Genomic DNA, 24,345 nt, shown 5'->3' on the forward strand with positions numbered 1-24,345 from the left:
TTGAGGTGAACCCGCCGATTTTAGCCCCCCGCCCGTCGCAGCGCCCGCGACACGACGGGCACTGCGTCAGCCGCCCCAGCCGAACGGCAGCAGCGGCCCGCCCAGCCACATCCAGCGCGCCATCCACGCCGTGGCCAGGGCGATCAGCGCGGTCAGGGGCGCGCCCACGCGCAGGAAGTCGCCGAAGGTGTACTGCCCCGGGTTGAGGATCAGCAGGTTGCCGTGGTGGCCGATCGGGGTCAGGAACGAGGCCACCGCGCCCATGGCGATGCAGATCACGAACGGGGTCGGCGGCTCGCCCAGCGCCTGGGCCATGGCCAGGGCGATGGGCGTGAGCAGCACGGTGGTGGCCGCATCGGAGAGGATCTGGGTCAGCAGCGCGGCACTGGCGAACATCACCAGCAGCAGGGTCAGCGCGCTCCAGTGCGCGGCATGGCGGCCGAGGATGTCGGCGAACCAGGCGGCCGTGCCGGTCTTCTCCATCGCCATGCCCAGCGGAATCACGCCGGCGATCATCACGTAGATGCGCACGTCGATTTCCTCGTAGGCGCGTTCCACGCCCACGCAGCGGGAGATGATCATGGCCACCGCGCCGGCCAGGAAGGCGATCTGCGGGGTGAGCCAGCCGGTGGCCGCGGCGGCCACCGAGGCCACCATGATCGCCAGGGCCAGCGGCGCGCGCCGGCGGCTGCGCTGGTGCGCCTCGAACGGCATCAGCATCAGGAAGCCATGGTGCTGGGCCAGCTTGCCGAAGATGTTCTGCCGGCCCCACAGCACCAGCAGGTCGCCTTCCTCGAGCACCACCTCGGACAGCTCGCCGTGCAGCCAGCCCTCCTTGCGCCACAGGCCGACCACCACCACGCCCAGGGTATGCAGGAAGTCGATGCTGGCCACGCTGCGGCCGACGAACTCCGAATGCGGCGCCACCACCGCCTGCACCAGCTGTTCCTCGCCTGGCAGCTCGGTCTTGCGCGCGTCCTCGCGCGGCTGCTCGCCGTACTTGACCACCGCGTGCAGCGACAGACCGGGCTCGTCCTTGATCGAGGCGATCTCGTCGGGCGAGGCGCGCACCAGCAGCACGTCGCCGCGCTGCAGCGGGCTGTCGGCGCGCTGACGGGGCCGGCGCACGCCGTGGCGCAGCCAGTTCACCACCTGCAGGCGCTCGCCGAAGTGCGTGCGGAAGGCCTCGTAGGTCTGGCCGATCCACGGCGAGTCCTCGTCCACCACCAGTTCGGTGTAATAGCGCTCCAGGCGCATGTAGCTGTCGCTGCTGGACTCGCCGCTGCGCTTGGGCACCAGCCAGCGGCCCAGCAGCATGTAGACGGTGCCCAGCAGCACCAGCACCGCGCCGATCGGGGTGATGGCGAAGAACCCCAGCCCGTCCTGCCCCGAGCGCTTGAGCAGATCGTTGGCCAGCAGGAAGGCCGGCGCGCTGATCAGGGTCAGCGTGGTGCCCAGCGAGGCGGCCAGCGACATCGGCATCAGCAGGCGCGAGGCGGCCAGCTTCTGCTCGCGCGCCAGCCGCATCAGGATCGGCAGCATCATCGCGGTGACCATCAGGTGGTGCGAGAACGCGGCCAGCGCCGCGGTGGCCGGCATCACCACCGCGATGGTGCGCCACTCGCTGCCACCGGCGGCCCGGCCGATGGCCTGGCCGATGCGGTCGGTGATGCCGGTGGCGGCCAGGCCCGCCGAGAGCACGAACACCGCGGCCACGATGATCGCCGGCTCGCTGGAGAAGCCCGACAGCGCCTCGCGCGGGTTGAGGATGCCGGTCAGGGTCAGGGCCAGCATGGCCAGCATCGCCACCAGGTCCACGCGCAGCTTCTCGCTGACGAACAGCGCCAGCGTCACCGCCAGGATGACCAGGAAGAGCAGCTGCTGAGGTTCCAGTGGCACGCGAGGGCTCCGGGAAGGGCGCGCGCCAGCTTAAGCCCGGGCCTCCACGCGCACGGTGTAGGCGCCTGGACCTGAAGCGGCGCGCCGCGGTGGCAACAAAAAAGTGCCTGTGTCAAGCACAGGATGAAAATGGCTTGATGGCCGTAAGTCTATATGGGGCGCGGGTTTAGCTCTACTTCGGGCCGCTTTGCGAGGCAGCGGCGTTGCGGGCTGGGAGCCACATAAGAGCGTCGCGGTAGAAAGCCGGAGCGTGCTGCATCGGGGGCAATTGCCAGCAGACGGCGACCGCGTTCAATCATCATAGCCCAATCCGCCAGCGTCCTCCAGAACGAAGAACGCGCAGCCTTGGGCTGCGCGTTCGAGGGATGGCCGCCAGTGGAAACCGGCATCATCAGCTTGGCTTCGGCGGCGCGGCCCTGCCTGCGCCTCCCTTCCTGAATCCCCGATCCCCGGCCATGAATGCCTCCAGCATGTGTGGGATCAGCGTGGTCGCATCGACCGCCTCGCCATACGCCTGCGCGTGCAGCGCGGCGTAGCGGTCGAGGTCGGCTTTCAGGTTGGCCGGGCAAGCGAAGGTCAGCTTCGTGGATTCCGTTTTCGGCAGCGGCCCGAGCCGCAGCTTCTTGGTCGTGCTCATCGAGAAGTCCCCCGGTTGAAGAACAAGGGCTGGTAGGGCCGCAGCACCAGATCGCGGTTGACGATGATGCGAACCGGCAAGCCGGGGCGCTCGGTCAGCGTCGGCTGGATGTTCATGTTGCGCCGGGTCATCTCCTGGCCGACCTGATTGATGCTGTCCTGCGCGCTGTCGCGCCCGGCGATGATGATGCGATCACCGTCTTGCCGGTTCTCCGGCGCGGCCAGCTCGGCACCGACGCCCAGCAGCGTGGTCAGTGCCGCACCGGCGAAGATGCGGCCCCAGTGATAGTCCACATCGTCTTCCAGCCCGGCATAGCCGGCCGGGTCGGTGCCGGCCAAGTTGTCGAGCGTCAGCGAAGACGTATCCGGCAGGATGATCCGGTTCCACACCACCTGCACGCGGCTCTGCCCGTAGGCGACCTGGCTGTTGTAGCGGCCGAGGATGCGCGAACCCTGCGGGATCAGCAGGAACTTGCCGGTAGCCGTGTCATAGACCGGCTCCGTCACCGTAGCGATCACGTCGCCGGGCAAGTCCGACTTGATGCCCGTCACCAGCGCCCCGGCGAGCACCGTTCCGGCCATGACCTGATACGGCGAAGCCGGCAGGGTCAGATTGCCGGAATTACGGGTTTCCGTGGTTCCGGCTTTCTGGAACGCCTCCTTCTGGTCTTGCCGGTTCTGCACGGCGGTCGGGTCGGCAGGCTGGGCCGCCGTCGAGGCCGGCCCCGCCGCCGACGGGTCGAACGCCGCATTGGCGGCGAAGCCCGGCGCGGCGGCGGCCTGCGACTGCGCCACTGGCGCGGCTTTCTGCGAACCGGAGCGGAAGAACACCGAGGAACCCGCCGCGGCTTCGGCCTCCTTGCGCAGTCCGTCGTTCGGGTCGTGGCCGGGGGCCGCGTAGGCGGCCACGGCGGGCTGCTGCGACTTCACGATGGCCGGGCCGAGATCGCCCGGCAGCGGCGGCCCCAGCTCGGGCACCTTGGGCGGCAGCTTCGAGTAATCCGATGGCAGGCCATCCAGCCCTTCGGACTTGGAAACGCGATCTACGTTGTAAAGCTCGGCCTGCTCGCTGGCGCTACGCCGCTGCGGTTGCAGCGACCACATCAGCGCGCCGAGCACGGCGACCGACAGGCCGCCGGCGAGGATGGCCAGCGTGCGCCGGTTCAAGCGCGTGACCGGGCGCGGCTGGGCGCGCAGCGCCACCGCCTCGGGGGCTACCTTGCCCGCCTGCGGCGCGGCAAGATCAGGGGTGTCGTCCTGGCTCATGGTCAGTTCCTCCGCGCCACGCCATCCGTGCGCTCAATCCGCACCACGTCGCCACCATCGCCGCCCAGGCGCAGTTCGGCAGCGCCAAACAGCCGATCCACGATGTAGTACGGCGGTCGGAAACGGTAGTTCACCAGTTGCCCGTCGCCCTGCGCGCCGATGACGAACAGCGGCGGCAGTTCGCCTTGGGCGATGCCTGGCGGGAACTGGATATAGACCTTCTCGCCGTCATCGAAGGCGCGTAGCGGCTTCCACGGCGGATTGCTGCCGCTGACCGCGTAGCGGAAGCGGATCTTCTCCAGCAACAAGCCGGTATCGATCGGCGCGGCGGCGCTGGCCGCTTGCGCCTGGCGCTGCAAGGCCAGCATCCGGTCTTTCGGGTAGTCCCAGGACACCGAAGCCATCCATGCACGCTCGGTCGAGGTCAACTCCAGCAGGTATGTCCTGCGGCTGGTGGTGATGACCAGATTGGTTTTCAGGCCCGATCGGATGGGCTTGACCAGCACGTTCACGCGCAGCGCGTCGCCGCTGCCGCTGGACGTGTCGCCCACGATCCAGCGGACGGTATCGCCGGCGGCGACCGTCACCAGTTCCTCGCCCGGCTGGAGTGAAACCACGGTCACGCGCCCAGGTGCGGCATAGACCTGATAGAGCGCGCCATCGGTGAAGGGCCACACCTGGATCGCGTTGACGTAGCCCTCGCGCGTGGGCGCGATGCGCGCCTCGGCGTTGGCCTTGGACACGCGCACGGTTTCATCGGCCGGCTCCGGCACGGGTTTGTCCCCATCCGTCCCCGGCAGCGGCTTCAACTGCGCCGGCAGCGCGAGCGGTTCAGGCACGGCGACGACTTCCACCGGCTTGGGCGGTTCGGGCAGCGGCTGGGCCTGTACCGGCTCATCGAGCGAGATGGACGGCGACGGCTTGCCCTGCGAGGCGCAGCCCGCAAGGGCAAGCAGGATGGCCGGCAAAGCGTAAAAGCGGAAAGGCAGGTTCATGGCTTGGCTCCTTCGGACGAATCCAGTTCACGGCTCCACGACAGGCCGTTGACGTAGATACCCAGCGGGTTCTTGCGCAGCCGCTGTTCGGTGCGCGGTGTTTGCAGGACGGTGGAAAGCACGGCGTTCCAGCGTTCGGTGCCAGCGGGTGCGCCGTTGACGAACCGCTGTTCCGTCCAGCGCACGTTGAAAGACGTGTCGCTGGCGCGCACAACGCTGGTGATCTGCACCGTCACCGATTCGCGGCCGACGCGGGCGAACGGGTCGTTCTTGCTGGCGTAGTCGTTGAGGACCGCTGCGCCCTTGTCGGTCGTGTAGTCGTAGGCATCCAGCCAGTTCTGCCGCACCACGATGGGGTCGATGGACAGCGAGCGAACCAGCGTGACGAAGTGCGCCAGGTGGTAGGCGATCTGCGCGTCGGCCGGCTTGTACGGCGTGGCGGCTTCGCCGACCGCGCGCACCTGGCCGCTCTTGTCCACCTCGATGACGTAGGGCGTGACGATGGACTGCGCCGAACGCCACACCAGGCCGCTCGCCATCAGCAAGGCCAGCAGCAGGCAGCCGAAGGCCATGAATCGCCAGTTCTTCGCCTGCACGCGGGCCGAGCCGATACGCTCGTCCCACACCTGGGCGGCGGCTTGATACGGGGTGGCAGGCTGCGGCGTATCGGCGTAGCGCACCTGCGGTCGCTTGAATCGCATAGGGTTCTCCTTGGTGGTCAGGTATCGGAATCACGCAGGCTCGGGCCTTGCACGGAGCCGCCGCCGTCGCCACCGCGCAGCGTGTGGGCGGCGTTGGTCGCGGCATGGGTGATCTGCTGGCGGCGGTGCATCCGCTTGGCCCAGGCGGGTTGTTCCTGCTTCTGCGAGCCAGCGGCGTTGTCGGCGGCTTCGCCTGCGGCGGACTGGCCGGAGCCGGAAGCGCCGGCATCCGCGCCGTTCCATCCGGCACGAAAGGAGTCGGCCACCTTCTGTCCCGCAGCGGCAGCGCCGGATGCGGCGCGGCGGCCTGCCGCCTGCGCGCCGGTCTTGGTGACGTTGCCGAGGCCAGCGGCTGCGCCCTTGGCCCCGCCGCCTGCTGCTGCGGAACCGGCCTGGAATGCCGACTTGGCGCTGCCGGCCGCCGACGTGGCGGCCCGCGCCCCAGCGCCGGCCAGCTTCGCGGCGGCGGGTGCCATGCGTGCCCCGGCAGCGACGGCACCGCCTACGCCGGTCGCGGCGGCACCGATGGCAACGCCCGTGCCGACCGCGCCGACCGCAGCACCGGCCATCGCGCCCGCGCCAAGCTGCGGCGCACCGGACACGAGGCCCGTGGCGATGCCCGGCCCGTAGATGCCGAGCGCCAGCAGCGCGAGCGAGGCCAGCATGATGACGAGCGCTTGGTCGATGGATGGCTCATCGGGATGCACCTGGAACTGCGCGAACAGGCCCGAACCGATGCCGACGATGACCGCCAGCACCAAGACCTTGATGCCCGACGACACCACGTTGCCGAGCACTTTTTCCGCCAGGAAGCTCGTCTTGTTCCAGAGGGCGAACGGGATCAGGACGAAGCCGGCGAGCGTGGTCAGCTTGAACTCGATCAGCGTGATGAAAAGCTGTACCGCCAGCACGAAGAAGCAAAGGATCACCACCAGCCAGGCGAGGAACAGCACCACAATGGGGTCGAGGTTCACGAACACCTCGGGGAAGCCCGCAAGGTCGCCGATCTGCTCAAGAATCGGCGCGGCGGCGTCGATGCCCGTCTTTGCCAATCGGCCCGGTTTCAGGAAGGTTTCCATCGTCAGGGTCGAGCCGCCGGCCATCAGGCCCAGCCCTGCAAACGAACGGAACACGATGCCGGCCAGCCAGTTGAAGTTGCCGATGATGTAGGCGAAAGCGCCCACATACAGCACCTTGCGCAGCAGCTTGGCGATCACGTCCTCGCCCTGGCCGGTGGCGTGGGTCATGGCCCAATACAGGCCGGCGATCGTCATGTCGATGACGATAAGTGTGGCGGTCAGAAACGCCACTTCGCCATGCAGCAAGCCAAAGCCGGAGTCGATATAGCGCGAGAACGTATCGAGGAATTGATCGATGATGGTCACGTCATTCATGGCGCGTCCTCCCCGGTGGGTTCATCGAAGCTGGCTGGAATCGGCGGCAGCTCGGCCAGCGAGTTGTATTCGTCCGGCCCGGTGTGGCCGGCGAAGAAACGCCGCCGGAAGGCTTCGGTGGCGGCACGGCAAGCGTCTTCGCCCACGACCCGCCGGTCGGCCGCGCATTGCGCGCGCAGCGCCTTGAGTCGTGCGGGGTCGGCGGCCAAGGCGTCGGCCAGGTTCTCGGCCGACTGCTGGCCGCAGGCGGTCAGCAGCACGGCCAGCAGGACGGAAGCGCATCGCATGGCCGCCTCCGTCAGTTGTTGTTGTAGAAATTGACGGTCTGCGGCGTGTACGGCGTGCCGGTGCCGAGGAAGCGCCGCCGCACTTCGCGGGCGCGCTCGGTCGCCGCCGCCTGCCGCGCCAGCTCCAGCGAGGCCGCCCGGTCTTGCGTGATCTGGAGCTGCTGGGCCTGGATGGACTGCTTGGCCTGCAAGGCAAGAAGCTGGTTCGTCGCCTGCATGGCCTGCAAAGCGCCGGTGGCCGACTGGCTCTGGCTCACAAGGTCGGCCAGCGCGCTTTCGTCTTGGGTCAGGTTCTGCGACACCTGCGCCTGCATCCGCATCGCGGTGTGCAGGCCGTTCAAGGTGTTCTTCCAGCGTTCTTGCGCATCGCGCAGCATCTGGTCGCCGCTGACGGTGGCGGCGTACTGCTCCGGGTACAGGCGCGAGAACGTGGTATCCATGCTCTGCACGTCGTAGGCCAGCCCCTGCGCCTCGGCGATCAGGCGTTCGGTGGTGGCAAGCGTGGAGCGCAGGCGGTTGACGATGTTGAAGTCCAGACTCGTCAGGTTGCGCGCCTGGTTGATGAGCATCTGCGCCTCGTTCTGGAGCTGGTTGATCTGGTTGTTGATCTGCTCCAGCGTGCGAACGGCGGTCAGCGTGTTCTGCACGAAGTTCGACGGGTCGAACACGGTGATGGCCGCCGCCGGCTGGGCGAGCATCAGCGAGCCGGACAGCACGATGGCGAGCGAAGCGGAAAGCACACGGGTCTTCATGGCGAAACCTCCAGCGGTTGAGAAGCGAGGAAGGAAGCCGCCGCCGGTGCGGACGGCAGCAGGTCGGCGGCCCAATCGAGGCCGCGATGGCGCAGCCACGCGCCGGCGAAGCCGGGAGCGCCGGCCTGCGTCAACACGCGGTCTATGTCGCGTTGGTCTTGCGGGGTCGAAGCGCCCGCGAATGCGATGGCAGCCGGCCCCAGGTCGAGGTCGAACAGGCGGTTTCCCAAGCGCGATTGGTAGTAGTAATCGCACTTGGGCTGGGCGGTAGCGACGATCTCGATTTGCCGGCTGTTGAGGCCGAAGCCCTCGTAGATCGTGCGAATCTGCGGCTCAGTGGCTTGCGGGTTAGGCAAGAAAATCCGACTGGCGCAGCTCTCGATGATCGCGGGCGCGATGGTCGAGTCTTTAATGTCGGCCAGCGACTGCGTGGCGAAGATGACGCTGACGTTCTTCTTGCGCAGCGTCTTGAGCCACTGGCGGATGCGGGCGGCAAACACCGGGTCGTCGAGGAACAGCCAGGCTTCATCAAGGATCAGCAGTGTGGGCGCACCGTCGAAGCGTTCATCGAAACGCGCAAAGAGGTAATGCAGCACAGCCATGACGGCGGCCTTGCTGTGCATCAGCTCCTCCATCTCGAAGCCCTGCACGTCGGCCAGCCCCAGCCGGTCGCGGTCGGCATCCAGCAGCTTGCCGTGCGCGCCGCCGAGCACATAGGGCGCGAGCGCCTGGCGCAGCGCGTTGGATTGCAGCAGCACCGAGAATCCGGTGAGCGTGCGCTGTTCCATCGGTGCGCCGGCGAGGCTGCCGAGCGCCGACCAGATCGCCACCTTCTCGTCGGGGCCGATGGTCACGCCTTCGTGGCGAAAGCGGCCTTCGATCCACTCGGCGGCCCAGGTGCGGTAGCCCTCGCCGTCGATGCGGGCGAGCGGCTGGAAGGCCACGGCGGGGCCGTCTGCGTTGCCTCCACCATCCACGCCCAGGTCGTAGTGCTCGCCGCCCAGACCGAGGATGGTGGCGCGCATGGAGCGGCCCATGTCGAAGGCGAAGATCCGCGAGCCGAAGTAGCGGCGGAACTGCAAGGCCAGCGTCGCCAGCAGCACCGACTTGCCCATGCCCGTGGGGCCGGCGACCAGCGTGTGGCCCACGTCGCCGATGTGCGTCACCAGCCGGAACGGCGTCGCGCCATCGGTGCGGGTGACGATCAGCGGCGGGCCGTCGAGATGGTCGTTCTTCTCCGGCCCGGCCCACACCGCCGACAGCGGCATCATGTGCGCCAGGTTCAGCGTCGAGACGATGGGCTGGCGCACGTTCGCATAGGCGTTGCCGGGGATGGACGACAGCCAGGCATCCACCGCATTGAGGGTTTCGGGAATGGTCACGAAGCCCCGGCCCTGGATGACGCGCTCCACCATGCGCAGCTTCTCGTCGGCCACGGCCGGGTCGGCATCGAGCACTGTCACCGTGGCGGTGAGGTAGCCGAAGGCGACCTGATCGCTCCCCAGCTCCTGCAAGGCTGCGTCAGCATCGGCGGCTTTGTTGCTGGCATCGGTATCGACCAGCGGGCTTTCCTGCTGGAAGATGGTTTCGCGCAGCAGCGCAACGACGTTCTTGCGCTTGGCGAACCACTGGCGGCGTAGGCGGCCGAGTTCCTTTTCCGCCTCGGCTTTGTCCATGCAGAGAAAGCGGGTTGACCAGCGATAGCCAAAGCCCAGGCGGTTGAGGTCGTCCAGCAAGCCCGGCCAGGTCGAGGTCGGGAAGCCCCGCACCGACACCACGCGCAGGTGCTGGTCGCCCAGCGTGGGCGCGAGGCCGCCGACCAGGGCGGAATCGGCCAGCAGCGCGTCCAGATGGAAAGGCACCTCAGGAACGCCGATGCGGTAGCGTCGCGTCGAGACGGTGGCGTGCAGATAGGTCAGCGTCTGCGCGTCGTCGAGCCAGGCGATTTCCGGCATCACGCCATCAAGCAGGTCGAACACCCGATCGGTTTCCGCCACGAAGGCATCGAGCCGGCCGCGCCAGTCCACGCCGTCGCCGGGTGCGTTCTCGTAAAGCATCTTGGCGGCGCGGGCGCGGGATTCCTCCGGCGGCAGGTAGGCCAGCGTCAGGTGATAGCCGCTCTCGAAGTGGTGGCCCGATTCCTCGAAGGCAGCGCGGCGTTCCTCGTCCACCAGCCACGAAAGCGGCTCGGGGAAATCCGAGTGCGGGTAGTCCGCCGCCGGCCGGCGCTCGGCTTCGATGAACAAGGCCCAGCCCGAACCCAGCCGACGCAGCGCGTTGTTGAGCCGCGCCGACGTAGCGATCAGCTCGCCTTGCGTGGCGCTGTCCAAGTCGGGGCCGCGAAAGCGGGCCGTGCGCTGGAACGAGCCATCCTTGTTCAGCACCACGCCGGGCGCGATCAACCCGGCCCAGGGCAGCCAGTCGGCCAGCAAGGCGGGCCGCTGGCGGTATTCGGCAAGGTTCAGCATGGCGGCGTCTCCCTACACGTCCAGCAGCGGCTTGTGCTTGATGTGCCGGGCGAAGACCTGCATGAACTGCGGATCGACGCGCGCGCCCCAGACGGCCAGCGAGTGACCGACGATCCAGAGCACCGCGCCAGGAATCCACAGTTGCAGGCCCAGCCCGACGGCGGCGGCCAGCGTGCCGTTGGCGATGGCCACGGTGCGCGGCGCACCGCCCATCAGGATCGGTTCGGTCAGCGAGCGGTGCAGCGGCACCTCGAAGCCCGGAAGGTCGTTGGCCGTGCTCATACGACGGCCCCGCCGGAGAACGAGAAGAACGACAGGAAGAACGAGGACGCGGCGAAGGCGATGCTCAAGCCGAACACGATCTGGATGAGCTTGCGAAAGCCGCCCGAGGTGTCGCCGAAGGCCAGCGCCAGGCCGGTCGAAATGATGATGATGACCGCGACGATGCGCGCCACCGGCCCCTGAATCGACTCCAGAATGGATTGCAGCGGCGATTCCCAGGGCATCGAGGAACCGGATGCCTTCGCGGTGCCTGCCGCCATCAGCATGACGGCGGCCAGCAGCAGGCCGTGGTGCGCCGGCGCGGCCAGCCGCCGCAGGCGGGCGAAGGCCGAAGCCGGATTTACGGAAATGCGCAAAGCATGGGCGTTCATCTGCGTCATGGCAGTTCTCCAGGTTGGTCAGGGGACGGGGAAGAAAGCGGCGGCAGCTCGGGAAACGGCGTTTCCAGCGCGTCCGCCAGGCGATAGCCCGCAGCGTCGAAGCCAACGACGCGGGCGATGGTTTCGACGTGGCGCTTGCGGCCACGTCCGGCGATGTGGATGACGACGTTGACCGCCTCGGCGATCAGTGCCCGCGGCGGATTCACCGCGACTTCGAGAATCAGTTGCTCCAGGCGCAGCAGCGCGCCGAGCGCGGAACCGGCGTGGATGGTGGCGATGCCGCCGGGGTGGCCGGTGCCCCACACCTTCACCAAGTCCAGGGCTTCGCCGCCGCGCACTTCGCCGACGATCACGCGATCCGGGCGAAGGCGCATCGTGGCGCGCACCAGCTCCTGCATCGACACCACGCCGGCCCGCGTGCGCAGCGGCACATGGTCGCGGGCCGCGCATTGCAGTTCGATGGTGTCTTCGAGCACCAGCACGCGGTCGCCGGTGGCGGCGATCTCGGCCAGCAGCGCGTTCGCCAGCGTGGTCTTGCCGGTGCTGGTGCCGCCGGCGATCAGGACGTTCTGCCGTTCGCGCACGGCGCGGCGCAGGAACTCGGCTTGGCCGACGGTCAGGATGCCGTCGGCCACATACTGATCCAGGCCGATGATGTTCACGGCGCGCTTGCGCAGCGCGAACGCCGGGCCGGGTGCGGCCGGCGGCAAGATACCCTCGAAGCGTTCGCCTGTCTCCGGCAGCTCGGCGGTCAGCAGCGGCTGGCCGCGATGCACTTCCGCGCCGACATGCGCGGCCACCAGCCGGATGATGCGTTCGCCATCGGCTTCGGACAGCTCCACGCCCAGCGGCGCACGGCCCGACGACAGCCGATCCACCCATAGGGTGCGGTCGGGGTTGAGCATGATTTCCACCACGTCCGGGTCTTCCAGCGCGGCGGCGATCAGCGGCCCCATTGCCGTGCGCAGCATCTGGATGCGGCGATCCAATGAGGTCGCGGCCGACGAACGGGGTTCGGGCGGGAGCTGTGGAACGGCGCTCATGAGGCACGCTCCTGCGCTTCGGCCTGGGCCACCGCGTCATCCATTCGCATCGGGTCGGGATGCAGTTCCTCCACCACGTCGCGCACCAGGCTCCGGCCGCGCAGCAGGTGGCGGCCAAGCTGCTCCACGAATTGCTCGAAACGGGCCTTGCCCTGGGCACGGGCGGCTTCCTGATGCGCTTCGGGAACCGGCGTGCTGACGGTCAGGAAGTAGCGAACGAACAGCGCCAGTGTTTCGATCTGGATGTTCTGGTCGCGCTCCAGGCGTTCGGCCTGCCGCGAGAGGCGATCCAGCCGCTTGGCGATGGCGGCCTCGCGCTGGTCGCCGGCATCGGGCGATAGCCACGATGCGAGCGCCGCCGCGACAATGGACGACTTGGACACGCCTTTCTTGGCGGCCAGTTCCTCCAGGCGCTTGGCGTGCTCGTGCTGGATGAATAGATTGAGGCGGTATTGACTCATAGCTCGATTCCGTCGTGTTGTTCGAGGGAAGCCAGCCGCGCGGTGCGTTGCATCGCGGGGTCGAGCTGGCCGGGAAGCGGCAGCGGCAGGTCGTCGTCGTCATCGAGCAGCGCCAGGTCGTTGGCGAGAGCCGTTTGTTCGGGGTGGTACTTGGCCACCTCGGATAGCTCCGGCTGCCGGCGCGGGCCACCGTCGTCGGTGCTGCCCAGGTCATCGGCGGACGCCGTGGCCGGTGCGGTGGGGATGGCGGGAATCGCCAGGCCGCTCCAGTCGTCGGGGCGAGCTGGCGGCGCGTCGGCATAGCGCCCGGCGGCGAGCGCAGGCGGCGACAGCACGCGCCGCTTGAAATTGGCGTCGACGTAGTAGCGCAGCTTCTTCGCCTTGATCGGCGGCAGGCTGGACACCATCACCACGGATTCGTCGGGTGGAAGCTGCATCACCTCCCCAGGGGTGAGCAGCGGCCGGGCCGTTTCCTGCCGCGACACCATCAGGTGCCCCAGCCACGGCGCGAGCCGGTGGCCGGCGTAGTTGCGCTGGGCGCGCAGTTCCGTGGCGGTGCCGAGCGTTTCGGAGATCCGTTTGGCCGTGCGTTCGTCATTGGTGGCGAACGTCACCCGGACGTGGCAGTTGTCGAGGATGGAATGGTTCTGGCCGTAGGCTTTGTCGATCTGGTTGAGCGACTGCGCGATGAGAAAACTGCGGATGCCGTAGCCGGCCATGAACGCCAGCGCCGTCTCGAAGAAGTCGAGCCGGCCCAGCGCGGGGAACTCGTCCAGCATCAGCAGCAGCTTGTGGCGGCGGGCGATGCCGTCGCTGCCATCGAGCGATTCGGTCAACCGCCGCCCAAGCTGGTTGAGGATCAACCGGATCAGCGGTTTGGTGCGGCTAATGTCCGAAGGCGGCACCACGAGGTACAGCGATACCGGGTGCTCGGCGGAAATCAGGTCGGCGATGCGCCAGTCGCAGCGCGACGTGACTTCGGCCACCGTGGGATCGCGGTACAGACCGAGGAACGACATGGCGGTGCTCAACACGCCGGAGCGTTCGTTGTCCGACTTGTTGAGCACTTCGCGCGCAGCGGACGCGACAACCGGGTGCGGTGCATCGCCCAGGTGCTTCGTCGTCATCATCCGGTGCAAGGTCAGCTCGAACGGGCAAGCCGGGTCGCTGAGGAAGTTGGCGACGCCGCGCAGCGTCTTGTCCTCGCCCGCGTACAACACATGCAGGATGGCCCCGACCAGCAGCGCGTGCGAAGTCTTCTCCCAATGGTTGCGGCGTTCGAGCGCGCCATCGGGATCGACCAGAATGTCGGCCACGTTCTGCACGTCGCGCACCTCATGCGCGCCGCGCCGCACTTCCAGCAGCGGGTTATAGGCTGCCGACTTCGCATCGGTCGGGTTGAACAGCAGGCAATGCGAGAAGCGCGAGCGCCAGCCGGCGGTGAGCGTCCAGTTCTCGCCTTTAATGTCGTGAACGACGACGGACGCGGGCCAGCTCAACAAGGTCGGCACGACCAGGCCGACACCCTTGCCCGAGCGCGTCGGTGCGAAGGTCAGGACGTGTTCCGGGCCTTCGTGGCGCAGGTACTGGCCGCGATGCAGGCCGAGGAAGATGCCGGCTGGCTGCATCAGTCCGGCCTTGCGAATGTCTGTGGCATCGGCCCAGCGTGCGGAACCGTAGGTGGTGACGAGGCGCGATTGCCGCGAGCGCCACACCGACATGGCGATGGCGACCACCACCGCCACCAAGCCGCTGCCGCCCGCGATGGCACCGCCTATGTCGAAGACATGCGGCGCATAGGCATCGAAGAAGAACCACCACTCGAACAGCCGCCAGGGGTGATAGACCGGCGTTCCGAAGAAATCAAACCAGGGCGAGCCAAGGCGTACTTGATAGGCCAGAGCGGCGGCTGTCCATTGCGTTGCACTCCATACGCCGGCGATCACGATGCCGAAGACGGCGGCGATCTGCCCGAATAGCACGCCCTGAGCTTGCATGACTGGCCTCCGATTTCTGCGCTGATTCCTCGGTCAAGCGCGGCACAAGGACGTGCCGCATAGCGCGAGGATCAGAGTCGAAGCGGTGCCGGTCAAAGACCGTTTCTGACATCAAGATGCCGGAAAAAGCAATCTTTTCAGTTGCGGAGAGCGCAATAAAAACGCCGCGAATACTGGCGTATCGCGGCGTATCGAGAAATAAATTGAAAATTTCGTGGCCGAGCCACGATTAGAACTTGGGTGGGTTCTCCGGTGGCGTATAAGGCACCTTGCCGTCACCAATGAATCGCTTGCGCGTGGCTTCGGCCACGCGGTTGCACAACACGTCGCCAAGTATGGGGCGATCGGTCTTGCACTGCTGGCGCAGTTCTTTCAGCCGTTCGGGATTGGATACCAGTTCTTCAACGGTCGTCACGTCGGCCTGTTTCGGCGCTTCGTGCTTCGGCGTTTCGGATGGGCCGCAGGCCGAAAGCATCACGGCCAACAAGAGCGGGATGGTCTTCTTCATGGCTTGGGTTCCTCCGTGGGGTCGGGGTCAATGCGCGGTGTGGGTCGGCTGGTTTCCGGGGATTCAATGGCCTGCACGCGCTTAATGAACCGATCCAGCGTATCCGAAGGATCACCTTCCGGGCGTAAAAGATAGGTCGTGAGCATTGGCGAGCGCCCAGCCAGCGGACGTGCGACAACACCCTGTTCCCGGCTGGCTGCGATGTGAGCATAGCCCGTCAGACCCAAGCCGAAGCCTGCAGATACCAATGCCATCATCAAATCGCACGAAACAACCCGTTCGGCAACGAGCGGTTCCATGCCCACACGACGCAGCACCCTCTCGACCTGTCGGGCATGGCCTTCGCACATATGAGGATCAGCGAGAATCAGCGGAAATCGCATCACTTCTTCCAGTGGGATCCTTCGATACTTGAGCAAGTCATGCCGTGCTGGCACCGCCACCATCAATGGATCGTTCCAGGCTGGCATGGCAATTATTCCGTCTCCAACCTCATCGGAGCGGGCAAGTCCCATGTCGTACAAATCGCAATGAATTCCCTTGATCTGCTGCGAAAGCGAAACCTCGAAGAAACGAATTTCAACTTCAGGCTCTTCCTGTCGGCAGAGTGCCAGCAAAGCCGGCAGGCGCGTCGGCGTGATACCGTCGGACAAGGCAATACGCAATTGGTGATGAAAGCCATTAGCTGCAGCTTTCACGCTATCACGCGCTTGCTGTATCGAAAGGAAGATGCGTGGCACATGCTCCGCAAATAGCTTGCCAGCGCGGGTCAATTTGGTGCTGCGGCTAGTTCGGATAAATAGCTGCGCACCGAGTTCTTCCTCCAGCTCTCTGATGGCCCGTGATAGTGGTGATTGCTCAATATGCAGCTTCTGCGCTGCACGGGCAAAATGAAGTTCCTCGTGAACAGCCAAAAAGCAGCGAAGGTGCCTTAGTTCCATTGGGCATCCATAGTCTCAATAATGGTTCTGGATAGATTGACGATCAGCTGTGAAGTACATAGCCATGATCAATTTTTATCGTGCTGGCTTGGTGGTCCATTAAAAGCACCGATTCGCCAACGTATTGGAAGATAACGGACCGCAAAATCCAGCGTTCACAGTGCTCAACGCCTTACCTTGTCCCGCCTCCACCCCCGATACTTGATGTCGAGGTAAAGGCTGTACATCGCCGTAAACGCCGGGAACAGGTTCTGCAGCACGCCCACCGAGTCCTGCTTGGCCGAAAAAAGGAAGTAGCTCAGCGTCATCAGGCTGCCGAGCACGCTCATGTACCAGAACAGACGCGGGATCACCGGCTTGCCAGCGCGTTTGGAGGCGACGAACTGCACCAGCCAGCGGCCGCCAAACATCAGCGCGCCGAGGTACGCGATCAGCTCGTTGGCAGCCTTGGTCGCCGCGTACAACGAGCGCGGCTTGTCGATGCGCTGATCCTCGGAGAATGGCGGCGTCGCCGAGTCGCCGTACACGGAGCTACTAGAAGCGTAGATACAGTGTCCGACGCTGCGCTGACGGCATAGTTCGAGCAGATTGACAAACCCTGCCAAATTGGAATCAACGTAGATATAGGGATTCCGCAGGGAGTAACGCACCCCCGCCTGCGCAGCGAGATGCACCACGCGCGTGGGCTTCAACTCGTCGAACAGCGCAGCCAGGCCATCACGGTCGATAAGGTCGATCATGCGAATGTCGACCTTCGGGCACAACGCCGCTACACGATCTCGCTTGAGTTGGGGGTTGTAATAGTCGTTGTAATTGTCGATTCCGACCAGGGCCTCGCCGCGTGCGGCCAATGCACGACAAGTATGAGCGCCTATAAATCCCGCTGCACCAGTAACAAGGGTGGTCATCGTATCCATCTTGATGGTGATGCAGCGGTTTCACTGGTACGTGGGGGCGCGTCAACCTTGATGGAAACGGCGACAAACAGAGATAGCGGTGTCATCTCACACATTGCTGCTCTCGCTATCGGCACTGGAGAGTGGCCGTAAACGGGATGGAGGTGCCCCCTGATAGGCCAACAATCGCAAGGCATTGATGACCACCAGCAGCGTCGAGCCTTCGTGCATGGCCACGGCCGGGCCAATACCCAAACCGAAGATCGTGGCCGGCACCAGCAAGGCCACCACCCCAAGACTGACGAACAGGTTCTGCCGGATCACCGCCCGCGTGCGTCGGCTTAATCCCACGGCAAACGGCAGGTTGCGCAGGTCGTCGGCCATCAGCGCCACATCAGCGGTTTCCAATGCGACGTCCGAACCGGCTGCACCCATCGCAATGCCTACCGTGGCATTGGCCATCGCCGGTGCGTCGTTCACGCCATCGCCCACCATCGCCACCTTGTCCTGCTCGCGTAGCTTGCGGATGGCCTCCACCTTGTCCTCGGGCATCAGGTCGCCCCAGGCTTCGTCCAACCCGACCTGTTCTGCCACGGCGTTGGCGACGTTGCGGTGATCCCCCGAGATCATGATCATGCGCTCGATGCCAAGCGTGCGCAGATGTTCCAAGGCTTCGCGTGCGTCGGCGCGCGGGGTGTCCATCAAGCCAATCGCTCCAAGATCGCGCTCACCCAAGCGCACGACCATGGTGGTACGCCCCTGTTCGCGCAGAGTCTCGATTGCCGCAGCAACCGCCGGACTGAGCGGAGGCAAGCCGTCACTGCCGAACATTTCCGCCTTGCCAATCCACACTTGCGTGTCGCCGATACGGGCAGTGACACCTTGACCAGTCAGGCTTTTCAGGTCGTTGGCCAGTGCGGGTTCGCGCCCGTCTAGCCGTCCGCGACCATCACGAGCGATGGCGGCGGCCAGCGGATGGTCGCTGAGCGACTCTACCGCTACTGCGACATCCAATAGCTCGGCTTCATCGATACCCTCGGCAGGGACCACATCAGTGATGCGCGGCCGGCCCTCTGTCAGGGTGCCGGTTTTGTCGAAGGCCATTGCCCGCAATGACCCAAGATCCTCCAGCGGTGCACCGCCCTTCACCAATACGCCACCGCGTGCCGCACGGGCAATGCCGGACAGCACCGCGCTGGGCGTGGCGATGGCCAGCGCACAGGGGCTGGCTGCGACCAGCACCGCCATCGCCCGGTAAAAACTGTCGCGGAAGGGTTCATCCACCACCACCCACGCAAACAGCAGCACGAACGCCAGCGCCAGGACCGAGGGCACGAAGATCCGCTCGATCCGCTCGGTCAGCCGCTGGGTGGGCGATTGCCGGGTTTCCGCTTCGCTGACCAGTTGGACTACTCGTGCCAAGGCCGACTCACCCGAACGCTTGGTGACTTCGACCTCAAGCGCGCCACTGCCATTTATCGTTCCAGCAAATACCCGCGAACTGGCGTCCACCGAGCTCGCTTTATTGCGTGCTGCAACGAGATCGCCGACCGGACGCTTGTCAACCGGAATGCTTTCTCCGGTCACTGGTGCCTGGTTGACACTGGAGGTCCCTGCAACCACGAAACCATCAGCGGGCAGACGTTCATTCGGTCGCACGGAAACCACGTTGCCAATGTCCAATTCGGAAACGGGGACTTCCACCCACTCGCCTTCTCGGCGTACCCGGGCTGTTTCCGGTGCCAGTTCCGCCAACGCCTCGATTGCGCGCTTGGCCCGCCCCATCGCGTAGTGCTCCAGGGCATGTCCCAAGCTGAAGAGAAACAGCAATAATGCCCCTTCTGCCCATGAACCTAGGGCCGCGGCGCCTGCAGCGGCCACCAGCATCAGGGTGTCGATCTCGAAACGCCTGAGCCGCAAATTGTCGAAGGCTTCGCGCACCGTATAAAAGCCACCAAACACGTAAGCGGCGATGTAGCAAACCAACGGCAGCCATCCGGGAGCAGAGGTCAGCTTCTCGACGGTGAAGCCGATCGCCAGTGCCGCGCCGCAGGACAAGGCAAAGAACAGCTCGCTGTTCGGCCCAAAGATGCCGCCATGGTCATGGGCATGCTTCTTTTCACCATCATGACCGTGTTCTGGAGAACCCGATGGCTGTTCTTGATGTTTTGGCGTCACTCCAATGCGCGACAGGACAGCAAGCAGGGCCGACTCATCGACTTGATCGCGGTCGAACTCGATCTGCATGGTACCGGCAGCGCTGGCTTGGGCTTCCAGGACGCCGCGCATTTTCCGCAGCGTCTCCGCTACGGTGCGGGCGCGTCGCTCGTGCTGGATGCCCTCGACCTCCAGATGCATGTGTCCGAACTGCTGGCTGATGCGAGCGCCGGCCGCCTCAGCCAGCTCCCGGATACGCGCCAGTGGCTGAAGATTCGGGTCGTAGTGGATGCACAGCTGTGCTGAAGCGCCTTCGCCCGCGGGGCGTACGTGCACACGGTCGATACCTGATTTCCCCTGCAAATCATCGACCAAACGGGAGATGCAGGCGTCGGCCTCATCCAAAACATCTGGCAGTAGGATGGGGATGTCCAGTTGTAGCTTCTTGATCATCTCAGTGTCTCCTGTCGTGATGGGCCTTCAAAAGGGAAAGTCTGGTGAAGTTGTTTGTTCATGACGCTTGTACCTCGTGCATTCAAATTCACATGAGAGATGACAAGGGTGGTGTCTGCCCGTTGTTCAACCATGGGGGCGGGATCGACATGCGGAGATAGCTTCGCCCGATGTCGCCGATCAGGGTGTGGACGCATGTGCTATTCACGTGTACAGATCCCATAGCCAGGTCAGCCTGCCAGCACCAGCAGCCACGTGGCCGCGGTTCCGATCATGGCGACGAATACCGCCGCCGATCCCATGTCCTTGGCTCGCCCAGCAAGCTCGTGATGCTCAGGGCCATAGCGCTCGATTACCGCTTCGATGGCGGAGTTGAGCAACTCCATTGCCAGGACGAGCAAGACACTGGTGACTAGCAGGGCGCGTTCCGGCCCGCTTTCCCCCAACGTCACTCCCAGAGGAAGCAGAAGGACGGCCAGACAAACCTCGAGCCGGAACGAAGACTCGTAAAGCCAAGCAGCACGCAATCCCTTCATCGACCACGTGAACGCAAACCATAGGCGGCGTGGACCGCGCAGGCTGTGCCCGTACTTATCTGCCATGTGCGAAGTCCTCGTGGGGCAGTGTGGTGATGTGCACCGAGCATCCGTATGCGGCCGTGCCATGCACGGATATCAAATTTTTCATGCCGGCCTGGATTGCAAGTGCGAAGCCGAGCGTCATGGCATGTCCTCTTCGCTCTGGGCGGATCGAGCTACACCCACAGGCTTACCCGACACGGTGTTGAAGCAGTGGCGCACCACCTCGGTACCGTCCAGCAATACCCAGGTGGTGCGATTGGCTTGTCCTGTCCACAGAGGGTGTGTCTGGCCGGAGCATTGCTCAGCCGCCGCCTGCGAAACCAGCAGCAGACGTGTAGTGGGCATTTGCGCCGCCCAATGCCAGGCCAGCTCCCATTGCTGGTTGATTGGCGCCTTGAATCCGAAATCCGCCACCGGACGCCCGGCCTGCAAGTAGTTCTGCTCGCGCCAGTCCACCAGGCCCAACTGGCCGTTGGGCCCGGCGACCTCTCGCACGTGTTGCATGAGCCGGGATGCAGAAGCGAACGGGTCCAGTGCTGGCATCAGGCCGATTCCATAGACCAGCCAGAGCGTGCACGACGTCGCTACTGCAGCACGCCCGATGTGGCGGCGGCCCCAGCCGATAACGATCAGCACGAGGGCAATGCCAAGAACGAGCATCCAAATCGCGAGCGCGTGCTGGGAAGCGAGATCAACATCGCGACCAGCCAGCCGCGTTTGCACCCAGGGACCGTTCCGGAACAACGCTCCGCCCAGCAAGAGTGCAACCGTGCCGATGACATAGAGATAGCCACCCAGCAGTATCCGACTGCTGCGCAAGCGCAGGATGGCAGGCAGCAACGGTGCGGCGGCCAAACACAATGCGGGGAGTATCGGAAAGATATAGACTTCGCGCTTGCCGGGACTGGCACTAAAGAACAGCAATACCAGCAGCGCCCAGCCGATCAGCAACAGGTAACGTGGGTTGCTGCGACGTAGTCGCTTCCACCAGGGCACAGCCAGCCATGGCAACAACAAGCATCCTGGTAGCCACAACGTGGCGATTACCTTCAGGTAGTACCAGGCGGGCTGCACATGGTGCCAGGCCGAGATATAGCGGGTCGTGGTCTGCTTGAAAAGCAGTTCGCGGGCGTAGCGTTGCAGGGCCATGTCGTCGCTACCGACAAGCGCCAGCCCTAGCGGTCCGAGCCAAACCGCGACACCGGCCACAAAGCTGCCGAGTAGCCACAGCAGCTGCTTGCCTCCTAGTGGCACCACATCCTTGCGCTGGTACACCGCGAAGGCGTAGGGAACCAACAGAAGCAATGGTAGGAAGCCAACGCCCTTGGTGACGGTACCCAGTCCGGCGAAGAACCCTGCGATGACCAGGCCACGCGTATCCGGCCCTCGCAGCATGTGTCGCAACAATCCCCATAGCGAGGCGGTGGTCATCGTTACCAAGGCCATGTCGATCTGGCCGCGCTTGGCCATCAGGCCAAACTGCACCGTGGCGAACAGTGCCAATGCTGCATAACGTCCGACACGGGCATTCCAAAGCCGGCGCCCGATGTCATAGGTCAACCACAACGTCAGTAGTGCGCCGACCAGCGAAGGCAATAGAAAGGCGATGTCCCAGTTTCCAACGACGTGATAGGCCACCGCTTGCAGCCACATGAACACCGGCGGTTTCTCGGCGTACAACTCGATGCCCCGCCGGGGCAACAGCCATTGCCCGGTCTCCACCATAGTCCGTGCCGCCAGCACAAAGCGCGGCTCGTCCGGTGGCGAAGGCTTTCGCAGCCCGATCCCTGCTGCGAGACTGGCTGCGATGAGCAGCCAGATAATCCAGCCTGTCGATAGCCGGCCCCAAAGTGTCCGGATCCGAGAATTCAGTACGCTCATTGCACCGACTCTCCGCGAGGCGCGGTAGCGCAAATTCCGAATACGTCCTTGCTCCGTTCGTAGGCGCGTGTGGATACCTCCATCAAGCCAAGTACCGAGTGGAAAAGATTGTCGTGAGAGGCCGGACGTTTTGCCTGCTTCTTCACGCACTGCATGTCCAAGCCGCGACGCGCCATTGATGGGGAAACCCAGGCCACCATGGGCACCTTTATCTGCGTATTTGGGGCTATCGCATACGGCAGCCCATGCAGGTACAGATTGCTCTCGCCTAGCGACTCGCCATGGTCGGAGACGTACAGTAGGGCGGTGTCTCTGTCCTGCAATGAGTCCAGCAGGCTGATCAGTCGCGCCAACAGATCATCTGTGGCCAGAGTGGCGTTGTCGTAGGCGTTGACCACCTGCTCACGTGCGCACTCACCCAGGTCGGCATTGCGGCAATCCGGGCGAAATCTGCGCAACGACTCGGGATAACGCAGGTAGTAGCTTGGACCATGATTGCCGAGTTGGTGTAGCACTACCACGGTATCGCCGGATGCGGCTTGCAAACGCGTCTTCAGCCCAGCCAGCAAGATGGCATCTTGGCAGCCCTGAGCAGTGCAGAGTTCGGGATCTTGTGACTGACGCACGAACTCGAATGGCAGGCCCTCACAAACGCCCTTGCATCCCCCTTGGTTGTCTCGCCACAAAACCTTCACCCCCGTGCGTGCAAGCACGTGCAGGAGCGATTCGGAGTTGCGGATCTGACGTTCGTCGTAGTTGCTTCGCCCATGCACCGAGAACATGCAAGGCAGCGACACTTCCGTGCTCGAGCCACAGGCAGTGACGTCCGGATAGTTCACCACGTCCAATGCGGCCAGCTGTGGCGTGGTCTGCCGGGCATAGCCGTTGAGCCCCCAGTTCTGCGCGCGGACGGTTTCGCCAACGACGATCACCAACACGTGTGGGCGCGTCATGGTTGCGTGCCCATCCAGGCGCGCATCAGCTGCAATCACCTGACGCGGCCCGTCACTTCTACTTTTCCAGTCCTTGGCAGCGATACGAGCCAGAGATGCCAGGACGTTCGACGGTGCCACCAGATAGCGCAATTCGTGGTGATTACGCATCAATGCCGACACATCCTTGAAACCTAGCAACGCGCTGGCCACGACCAGAACCAATGCCAGTACAATCGAGCCAAGCATCCGTAACAGGGAGCGCGGTTTAGATGGCCAGCGTAGTACGCAGCCCCAGATCAGGATCAGCGGCAAGGTTGCATAGAGCAGCACATGCCCCAACAGCGCGGCAGTGAGCAACTCGCGCGATTCGGCAGGATCGGTCGCGAGAATGTTACGCATCATCCCGACATCGAAATACACCGCATAGCGATCTGAAAAGAACGATGCGAAGACGGCAACCAGCAAGAAAACACTCAATATCGGACGTGTCGTCCAACGTGTGCACAACGGGCGTATCAGCAACACGTTGAGCGCAACGATGATCAGGAACAGGCTGATCGCAGTCGTGATGGATCCCTTGCCCGCGAAGGCGCCTGCCGCGTTAGCTGCACGCCAGAACGCCGCATTCAACAACGCCGCCATATAAACCGCTTCACCCCATACAAGCGTGTCTACGCACAGCCGCGGGCGCCATCCTGCCCAGCGTGACGACGAACGATCACCAAAATGTATCGTTCCACGCATGCCGGTACTCTTCAAAATCGCTGGCGATTTTTTTTCATCGACCATCACCGTGCATCCTCGACGTCATAAGTGTGCAAACAGAGCGTGGGTAGTCACAGTTCCGTCGCCGAGTTTTTCTCGCCGGACTTCCTTCAACATGAAGTCACTCCCCAGCACGACAGCAACGCCTTCTGGACTAGAAAATCTCCTAATGTTTTTTTCTGGTTTCTTTCCATCATTGATCGACGCGCATCTAATAAGCGCATATCCGCCCTGCGAGACCGCATTTGCTGCTTGCTTGGCGTAGGCGCGCAGATGGGCTGGTGCGAACAATCTGTGTAATACGATGCTGTCGTGCCAGTGCGTACAGCAGCCTTTTTCCAGCAATAGCTGGGTCATATCCACATCGATCCACTTGATTGGCGATCCGATGAGTGGAATCTCAGGCTTTGACAGATACAGAGAACGAAAGCGGCAATTCCATATGCAAATATCCTTGACATCGCGTTCCAGCAACCAATCGATAAAGGGAAATATCCCACCCCCTACGTCAAGTATTCGGCTTTCTGCTCGTACACCAGCTGGACCGACCAGAGTTCCATAGACACTCAGTCGCCGCTCTGCGCGTAGCGCTTTTCGAACTCTACCGGTGACATGCCGCCAGCGGAACCATGCCGGCGAATCGGGTTGTAGAACATCTCGATGTAGT

Annotated in this window: 22 protein-coding genes and 1 pseudogene; all 23 read right to left on the minus strand. The window is 64.4% G+C overall.

Going from position 1 to position 24,345, the window contains the following annotated elements:
• Positions 1 to 66: 66 nt before the first annotated feature.
• Positions 67 to 1,893, minus strand: coding sequence for an SLC13 family permease (locus tag EAT51_RS16400; RefSeq protein WP_130519326.1), 1,827 nt, complete (start codon positions 1,891 to 1,893; stop codon positions 67 to 69).
• A gap of 397 nt (positions 1,894 to 2,290) precedes the next feature.
• Positions 2,291 to 2,536: a DUF2274 domain-containing protein gene (locus EAT51_RS16405; RefSeq protein WP_130550546.1), complete on the minus strand. Its 246-nt coding sequence runs from the start codon at positions 2,534 to 2,536 to the stop codon at positions 2,291 to 2,293.
• Positions 2,533 to 3,801 (minus strand): TraB/TrbI/VirB10 family type IV secretion system protein, encoded by a 1,269-nt coding sequence (locus EAT51_RS16410; protein ID WP_130550547.1) that lies wholly within the window; start codon positions 3,799 to 3,801, stop codon positions 2,533 to 2,535. Before EAT51_RS16410 ends, EAT51_RS16405 begins: the two co-directional genes overlap by 4 nt.
• A 2-nt stretch (positions 3,802 to 3,803) precedes the next feature.
• Positions 3,804 to 4,796 (minus strand): P-type conjugative transfer protein TrbG, encoded by a 993-nt coding sequence (gene trbG / locus EAT51_RS16415; RefSeq protein ID WP_130550548.1) that lies wholly within the window; start codon positions 4,794 to 4,796, stop codon positions 3,804 to 3,806.
• Positions 4,793 to 5,497: a conjugal transfer protein TrbF gene (gene trbF / locus EAT51_RS16420; RefSeq protein ID WP_130550549.1), complete on the minus strand. Its 705-nt coding sequence runs from the start codon at positions 5,495 to 5,497 to the stop codon at positions 4,793 to 4,795. Before trbF ends, trbG begins: the two co-directional genes overlap by 4 nt.
• A 17-nt stretch (positions 5,498 to 5,514) precedes the next feature.
• Positions 5,515 to 6,891 (minus strand): P-type conjugative transfer protein TrbL, encoded by a 1,377-nt coding sequence (gene trbL / locus EAT51_RS16425; RefSeq protein WP_130561841.1) that lies wholly within the window; start codon positions 6,889 to 6,891, stop codon positions 5,515 to 5,517.
• Entirely contained in the window at positions 6,888 to 7,178 is a 291-nt protein-coding gene (locus tag EAT51_RS16430) for a hypothetical protein (RefSeq protein WP_130550551.1), read from the minus strand. The genes trbL and EAT51_RS16430 overlap by 4 nt, the downstream gene beginning before the upstream one ends.
• Before the next feature lie 11 nt (positions 7,179 to 7,189).
• Positions 7,190 to 7,930: a P-type conjugative transfer protein TrbJ gene (gene trbJ / locus EAT51_RS16435; protein WP_130550552.1), complete on the minus strand. Its 741-nt coding sequence runs from the start codon at positions 7,928 to 7,930 to the stop codon at positions 7,190 to 7,192.
• Positions 7,927 to 10,398, minus strand: a complete 2,472-nt coding sequence (gene trbE / locus EAT51_RS16440; protein ID WP_130550553.1) for a conjugal transfer protein TrbE — start codon at positions 10,396 to 10,398, stop codon at positions 7,927 to 7,929. Before trbE ends, trbJ begins: the two co-directional genes overlap by 4 nt.
• 12 nt (positions 10,399 to 10,410) lie before the next feature.
• Positions 10,411 to 10,680 carry a VirB3 family type IV secretion system protein gene (locus EAT51_RS16445; RefSeq protein WP_130550554.1) on the minus strand — a complete coding sequence of 90 codons (270 nt, stop codon included), beginning with the start codon at positions 10,678 to 10,680 and terminating at the stop codon, positions 10,411 to 10,413.
• Positions 10,677 to 11,060: a TrbC/VirB2 family type IV secretion system protein gene (locus EAT51_RS16450; protein WP_058017631.1), complete on the minus strand. Its 384-nt coding sequence runs from the start codon at positions 11,058 to 11,060 to the stop codon at positions 10,677 to 10,679. The genes EAT51_RS16445 and EAT51_RS16450 overlap by 4 nt, the downstream gene beginning before the upstream one ends.
• Positions 11,057 to 12,031, minus strand: coding sequence for a P-type conjugative transfer ATPase TrbB (gene trbB, locus EAT51_RS16455; protein WP_425599587.1), 975 nt, complete (start codon positions 12,029 to 12,031; stop codon positions 11,057 to 11,059). Before trbB ends, EAT51_RS16450 begins: the two co-directional genes overlap by 4 nt.
• Before the next feature lie 68 nt (positions 12,032 to 12,099).
• The gene (locus EAT51_RS16460) at positions 12,100 to 12,564 is read right to left on the minus strand and encodes a CopG family transcriptional regulator (protein ID WP_130550556.1); all 465 of its coding nucleotides are present in this window, start codon (positions 12,562 to 12,564) and stop codon (positions 12,100 to 12,102) included.
• Positions 12,561 to 14,561: a conjugal transfer protein TraG gene (locus tag EAT51_RS16465; RefSeq protein ID WP_130561842.1), complete on the minus strand. Its 2,001-nt coding sequence runs from the start codon at positions 14,559 to 14,561 to the stop codon at positions 12,561 to 12,563. The genes EAT51_RS16460 and EAT51_RS16465 overlap by 4 nt, the downstream gene beginning before the upstream one ends.
• 229 nt (positions 14,562 to 14,790) lie before the next feature.
• A complete protein-coding gene (locus EAT51_RS16470) occupies positions 14,791 to 15,069 on the minus strand; it encodes an EexN family lipoprotein (protein WP_130550558.1) in 279 nt (92 codons plus the stop codon).
• Entirely contained in the window at positions 15,066 to 16,010 is a 945-nt protein-coding gene (locus tag EAT51_RS16475) for a LysR family transcriptional regulator (protein WP_130550559.1), read from the minus strand. Before EAT51_RS16475 ends, EAT51_RS16470 begins: the two co-directional genes overlap by 4 nt.
• 164 nt (positions 16,011 to 16,174) lie before the next feature.
• On the minus strand, positions 16,175 to 16,444 hold the full coding sequence (locus EAT51_RS20930; protein ID WP_425599588.1) for a lipid-A-disaccharide synthase N-terminal domain-containing protein: 270 nt from the start codon (positions 16,442 to 16,444) through the stop codon (positions 16,175 to 16,177).
• Positions 16,432 to 16,918 (minus strand): annotated as a pseudogene (locus tag EAT51_RS20880) (GDP-mannose 4,6-dehydratase); the annotation flags it as partial. The gene EAT51_RS20930 and the pseudogene EAT51_RS20880, both read right to left, overlap by 13 nt.
• 96 nt (positions 16,919 to 17,014) lie before the next feature.
• A complete protein-coding gene (locus tag EAT51_RS16485) occupies positions 17,015 to 19,516 on the minus strand; it encodes a heavy metal translocating P-type ATPase (protein ID WP_130550561.1) in 2,502 nt (833 codons plus the stop codon).
• A 230-nt stretch (positions 19,517 to 19,746) separates the two neighbouring features.
• Positions 19,747 to 20,118, minus strand: a complete 372-nt coding sequence (locus EAT51_RS16490) for a diacylglycerol kinase (protein WP_130550562.1) — start codon at positions 20,116 to 20,118, stop codon at positions 19,747 to 19,749.
• 117 nt (positions 20,119 to 20,235) lie between these two features.
• A complete protein-coding gene (locus EAT51_RS16495; RefSeq protein WP_130561843.1) occupies positions 20,236 to 21,978 on the minus strand; it encodes an ArnT family glycosyltransferase in 1,743 nt (580 codons plus the stop codon).
• Positions 21,975 to 23,657 (minus strand): phosphoethanolamine transferase, encoded by a 1,683-nt coding sequence (locus EAT51_RS16500; protein ID WP_130550991.1) that lies wholly within the window; start codon positions 23,655 to 23,657, stop codon positions 21,975 to 21,977. Before EAT51_RS16500 ends, EAT51_RS16495 begins: the two co-directional genes overlap by 4 nt.
• Before the next feature lie 63 nt (positions 23,658 to 23,720).
• Positions 23,721 to 24,035, minus strand: a complete 315-nt coding sequence (locus EAT51_RS16505; protein WP_130561844.1) for a hypothetical protein — start codon at positions 24,033 to 24,035, stop codon at positions 23,721 to 23,723.
• Positions 24,036 to 24,345: the final 310 nt, after the last annotated feature.

It is taken from the genome of Pseudoxanthomonas winnipegensis, from assembly GCF_004283755.1.
Taxonomy (GTDB): domain Bacteria; phylum Pseudomonadota; class Gammaproteobacteria; order Xanthomonadales; family Xanthomonadaceae; genus Pseudoxanthomonas_A; species Pseudoxanthomonas_A winnipegensis.

Excerpts from the sequence above, each read along its gene's own strand:
- EAT51_RS16405 (WP_130550546.1), bottom strand. The coding sequence starts at position 2,536 with ATGAGCACGACCAAGAAGCTGCGGCTCGGGCCGCTGCCGAAAACGGAA.
- EAT51_RS16410 (WP_130550547.1), bottom strand. The coding sequence starts at position 3,801 with ATGAGCCAGGACGACACCCCTGATCTTGCCGCGCCGCAGGCGGGCAAG.
- trbG (WP_130550548.1), bottom strand. The coding sequence starts at position 4,796 with ATGAACCTGCCTTTCCGCTTTTACGCTTTGCCGGCCATCCTGCTTGCC.
- trbF (WP_130550549.1), bottom strand. The coding sequence starts at position 5,497 with ATGCGATTCAAGCGACCGCAGGTGCGCTACGCCGATACGCCGCAGCCT.
- trbL (WP_130561841.1), bottom strand. The coding sequence starts at position 6,891 with ATGAATGACGTGACCATCATCGATCAATTCCTCGATACGTTCTCGCGC.
- EAT51_RS16430 (WP_130550551.1), bottom strand. The coding sequence starts at position 7,178 with ATGCGATGCGCTTCCGTCCTGCTGGCCGTGCTGCTGACCGCCTGCGGC.
- trbJ (WP_130550552.1), bottom strand. The coding sequence starts at position 7,930 with ATGAAGACCCGTGTGCTTTCCGCTTCGCTCGCCATCGTGCTGTCCGGC.
- trbE (WP_130550553.1), bottom strand. The coding sequence starts at position 10,398 with ATGCTGAACCTTGCCGAATACCGCCAGCGGCCCGCCTTGCTGGCCGAC.
- EAT51_RS16445 (WP_130550554.1), bottom strand. The coding sequence starts at position 10,680 with ATGAGCACGGCCAACGACCTTCCGGGCTTCGAGGTGCCGCTGCACCGC.
- EAT51_RS16450 (WP_058017631.1), bottom strand. The coding sequence starts at position 11,060 with ATGACGCAGATGAACGCCCATGCTTTGCGCATTTCCGTAAATCCGGCT.
- trbB (WP_425599587.1), bottom strand. The coding sequence starts at position 12,031 with ATGCTGCGCACGGCAATGGGGCCGCTGATCGCCGCCGCGCTGGAAGAC.
- EAT51_RS16460 (WP_130550556.1), bottom strand. The coding sequence starts at position 12,564 with ATGAGTCAATACCGCCTCAATCTATTCATCCAGCACGAGCACGCCAAG.
- EAT51_RS16465 (WP_130561842.1), bottom strand. The coding sequence starts at position 14,561 with ATGCAAGCTCAGGGCGTGCTATTCGGGCAGATCGCCGCCGTCTTCGGC.
- EAT51_RS16470 (WP_130550558.1), bottom strand. The coding sequence starts at position 15,069 with ATGAAGAAGACCATCCCGCTCTTGTTGGCCGTGATGCTTTCGGCCTGC.
- EAT51_RS16475 (WP_130550559.1), bottom strand. The coding sequence starts at position 16,010 with ATGGAACTAAGGCACCTTCGCTGCTTTTTGGCTGTTCACGAGGAACTT.
- EAT51_RS16485 (WP_130550561.1), bottom strand. The coding sequence starts at position 19,516 with ATGATCAAGAAGCTACAACTGGACATCCCCATCCTACTGCCAGATGTT.
- EAT51_RS16490 (WP_130550562.1), bottom strand. The coding sequence starts at position 20,118 with ATGGCAGATAAGTACGGGCACAGCCTGCGCGGTCCACGCCGCCTATGG.
- EAT51_RS16495 (WP_130561843.1), bottom strand. The coding sequence starts at position 21,978 with ATGAGCGTACTGAATTCTCGGATCCGGACACTTTGGGGCCGGCTATCG.
- EAT51_RS16500 (WP_130550991.1), bottom strand. The coding sequence starts at position 23,657 with ATGCGTGGAACGATACATTTTGGTGATCGTTCGTCGTCACGCTGGGCA.
- EAT51_RS16505 (WP_130561844.1), bottom strand. The coding sequence starts at position 24,035 with ATGACCCAGCTATTGCTGGAAAAAGGCTGCTGTACGCACTGGCACGAC.